The organism is Pseudorhodoplanes sp. (assembly GCF_046289595.1).
GTDB lineage: Bacteria > Pseudomonadota > Alphaproteobacteria > Rhizobiales > Xanthobacteraceae > Pseudorhodoplanes.
This window is the reverse complement of the sequence record NZ_JBKBVB010000206.1, coordinates 1-3,908: the sequence shown is the minus strand read 5'-3', so window position 1 is coordinate 3,908 and position 3,908 is coordinate 1. Positions and strand designations below refer to the sequence as shown.

The window sequence follows — 3,908 nt, the reverse complement described above, 5'->3', positions numbered from 1 at the left end:
CATTCACCTTGGGGTCGACGCTGGCGAGCGCAGTGCGTCCGCCGGCTTCCGCTGCGCGCTCCAGTTCTTTCTGCGCCGCCTCCATGCGCCCCTGCAGGGGCGGCGCCTTGCCTTCGTTGAAGACCGCGACGGCATTGGTCGACAGGCTTTCGATCGGTCCGCGGATATGATTGGCGATCAGCGACGGAATGTCCTTGACCGCGATTGCCGCGACAATTCCGGCGCCTACGGCAGCAAGCCCGAAGCGGACAAACATTTTGTTCGAGCGGTTGCGCTTCCGGGGCGGCCAGGGTTCCGGCTCGGGCACCGGCTCAGGCTGGAGCGACCGCGACAGCAGCCAGGGCGGCGTGCGGGGATCGCGGATCGCGGCTCTGACGGTTGCCATGTCGGCGCCAATCTGGTCGTGCGGGGGCGCGTCGGGCCGTGTCCCGGCGCCGAAGTCTGCCGGCTCGCTCCTTGCGTCATCGGCGTGGGCTTCGCTGCGCCGGTGCAGCCCGGCGGCGGGCTCCGCCAGCGGAGGATCCTGCGCGAGCCTTTCTGCGGCGCGCAGGCTCACGTCCGACAGCCGTTCGGGTTCGTCGCCGCCCAGATTGGCCGCGATCATCGCGCGCAGGCTGAGCTCGATTTCGTCGAGGATGCGGGCGTCGTTTTCGGTTTCGATGCCGGAGGGCCGCCGCGAATCCGGTCTGGCGTCGGCGATCGGCTGCGCGTCGGCCGTCGGCTGGTGCGCCCATTTCGGAGCATAGGGCGACACCCCGTCGTGGTTGTCGAGCGGTACGGGGCTCGGTGTACTCATGACGCAACTCCCTTACAAATCCACCATGTTTCCAACGGCCGGCTCACTTCCGGCTCTTGCTGCGGACCGCGGGCTTTGCCTCGGTTGCCGGTTCGGCCCGTGCTGAGAGCGATTCCTGACGGTCACGCCAGGCAAGGAATTCCGCGAACAAGGCTTCGCGGCTTTGCGGCGTGCGGTGCGCATCGCGCGAGGAATCGGCGCGCTTCAGGTAGTTCTGGAATTCGCGATTGAGCTCGGAAGCAGCATTGGTTGTCGGCTGCGCCGCTTCCAGTTTCTGCAATTCGCGCTCGGCAGAGTCGAGGCGCGTCCAGCCCGGAACGGTCGCCGCGAGGTTCACGTCGCGCCACTTGGGATGGAACGGCGGTTGCTGGAATTTGCTCCAGTTGGCGAACATCCGTTCCACCATCCGCTCGATCTTCTTCTGCCGCTCGCTGCCGCGCGACCAGTTAAAGGCCGCGAGCACCGCCGGCACGGCGATGGTGTCGACCTTGGTCTGTCCCTCCGGCATCAAATTCGGATACTGGTCCCTGGTGAACTCGCCGATGGTGTAATAGTCGGCGAATTTCTTCGAGAACGGGATCGGCAGGAGGTGAAGGCCGTCTTCCGCCGGAATGCGCGCAAAAAAGTCGATCGGCTTGCCGACCAGGCGGATCATCGCGGCGATCTCGCCCGACTTCAGCTTCTGCATCCCGGCCGCTTCGTTGACATTGAGCTGTTCGACCTCGATGCCGAGCCGCTGGAAGATGATGGTGCCGGTCAGGCTCGATCCGGCGCCGGCGGGCCCGAAACTCACCTTCTTGCCGCGCAGATCTTCGAGCGACTTGATATCGCGCCGGGCAAGGATGTGCACCTCGGATACGGGAAGGCGGATGATGTAGTGAATCCGGTTATTGAGGTTCGAGATCTTGCGCTCGTTCTTGAAATACTCGAACACGTCGGATTGAGTGACCGCAACATCGACGCCACGCAGATACAGGAGATCGTCGATGTTGGAGGCCGCCCCATAGGTGACCATCGGCAGAATGCGCAGGTTGTCACCGTCGTCCAGAGCTCTTGCGAGCTCGTTCGCGAAGATCATGTAGGTGCCGGACATCAGGCCGCCGGCCACGCCGACCGTCCAGGCGTTGCGCCGCTCCTTGAGCGCTGCTTCGGAGGTTCCGGTTTGCTTGAGCGTTTCCGGAATGCTTTGGCCGTGGGCCGGCGCCGAAAGCATGGCGCATGCGGCGAATGCCGCCGAAATCAGATGACGCATGACACTTCCCCCTTGCACGTTGTGTGGCGCCTAGTTCAGGCGCTCGAGATCTCCATCAGGAACGAAAAACGGCCGGCGACGCATACCCCCATATGCGTGACCGGCCGTCCGAAGTGATTTCGTTGACAGGAAACTTGCGCGCGCAGCCGCGCAAGTTTCCTGCGCGTATCCGGCCGCCGTCCCTGCGGCACCGCTCTCATGGTCTTCGCCTCATCGACTTTGCTGCATGATCGCAAGCCGGTGAACGCAGCCTGGTCACTCTCTTCATTCGTGCCTTCGCCACGCTTGCATTGTTGAACTGTCCACTGCGGTCGCGAAAAGTTGTGTGGATTAGTGTCACGAATGAGGCAGAAAAAATTCAACGTGGCTTTGAAGTACCATGCGACGCATGTGTGACGTTGTTTGATCGCAACGATTGTGTTGCGCGACTGCACGGATGCGGTAGCGATGTAGTGGAGCCGCGGTAGCGATGTAATCTGCGCGGTAGCTTCGTAACGTAGCCGCTGATGCTAACCATTCTAAAATTTTTTTTGCAATTGCGGCAGCGTTGCGCGGTATCGCGTGATCGCGCGGTCGATGCGAAAGCACTCCGTTACCGGAAGGTGCGAGGCGAGCATCTGCGCAAAGGCCGCTGCGCAATACCGCGCGTCATCGCCAGACACGGCGTTGACGAAAAACCGCCCGGCTTTCACCCGGGCGGCAAACTGAGGTCAGTTCGTTTGCTGTCAAAAGCGGTTGTCAGTTGACGCTTGAGCGTGCGCCGTCGCGGCTTCGAGTCCGCTCCTCATAGAAACTGACGGCGTTGCCGTATTCCGGGTCCAGCCTGCGGGCGATGTCGCGGCTGCGTCCGGTATCGGGCAGCACCACGACCTTTGCGCCGAGCTTCACGCGCTCGTACAGATCGACGACATCGTCGTTCAGCATGCGAATACAGCCGGACGACACGCGGCCGCCGATGGTGGACGGTGCATTGGTGCCGTGGATGCGATAGATCGAGTTGCCGAGATAGAGTGCGCGCGCGCCAAGCGGGTTGCTGGGGCCGCCGGCCATGAAACGCGGGAGATAAGGCTGGCGGGCGACCATCTCTGCCGGGGGATGCCAGTCCGGCCACTCGGCCTTGCGCGCGACGCGCTGCGTGCCCGACCAGCGGAAACCGTCGCGGCCGACGCCGATGCCGTAGCGTACGGCCTGGCCGTTGCCGAGTACGTAATAGAGATAGGTGTTCGGGGTATCGACGATGATGGTACCCGGCGCCTCACGCGTGGCGTAAGGCACGATCTGCCGGCGAAGATGCGAGGGCAGCTCCACAGCGTCCCTCGCCGCGGGCGCAGCTTCCGGTTGCGGCGCCATCCGCGCGAACGCCGGCGGCGTCGCGAACGTCGGATCGGCATAGGCGCTGGTCTGGGCGGAAGCGGGGCTTTGGGAGATCACGAGGGCTGCGGCGCAAAGAACGATGGCGGACCTGGTCATGGCGTTCGCTTTCTGCCGGTCTCTCGCATCCCCCAATGCGACAAGGGCTCCGGTCTTGGTTTGCACACTCGACAATAAACATGCGCGGGAACCGCGATTGGTTCCCTCACGATTTCGACCCCTCGCAGCCTTTGTTAGACCACGGGTGTTTCGGCCGGCTTTGGCGGATCGCTAAAATTGAGACGGATTCGCTGAAAATCTGTGCCGGGAGGGCGCGACCTTTCGCGCGGCGGCTGTGATAGCGGGATTTCGCCCAAGCTTTATACTGCGAGCGGCGCAGATCTGAGCTTGCGGAGGCGTGTCCGCCGTCGTTCCATGCAGACTTCAGATCGGCTTACCTCCGGGCGCAGGCCGCTGCCGCACGCCGCTGCAGGCCGGTTCGCGCCTCCC

3 protein-coding genes are annotated in these 3,908 nt (G+C 63.5%); all 3 read right to left on the bottom strand.

Annotated features, from left to right (window positions below; all coding sequences use genetic code 11):
- Window positions 1–796, bottom strand: a 796-nt coding sequence (locus ACK41X_RS22980) for a hypothetical protein (protein ID WP_409728506.1), incomplete at its 3' end; no start/stop codon positions are given.
- Window positions 797–839: 43 nt separating this feature from the next.
- Entirely contained in the window at window positions 840–2,048 is a 1,209-nt protein-coding gene (locus ACK41X_RS22975; protein ID WP_409728503.1) for a TAXI family TRAP transporter solute-binding subunit, read from the bottom strand.
- 738 nt (window positions 2,049–2,786) lie between these two features.
- Window positions 2,787–3,518: a L,D-transpeptidase gene (locus ACK41X_RS22970; protein WP_409728500.1), complete on the bottom strand. Its 732-nt coding sequence runs from the start codon at window positions 3,516–3,518 to the stop codon at window positions 2,787–2,789.
- Window positions 3,519–3,908: the final 390 nt, after the last annotated feature.

Coding starts and splice junctions, on each gene's coding strand:
- ACK41X_RS22975 (WP_409728503.1), bottom strand. CDS start 2,048: ATGCGTCATCTGATTTCGGCGGCATTCGCCGCATGCGCCATGCTTTCG.
- ACK41X_RS22970 (WP_409728500.1), bottom strand. CDS start 3,518: ATGACCAGGTCCGCCATCGTTCTTTGCGCCGCAGCCCTCGTGATCTCC.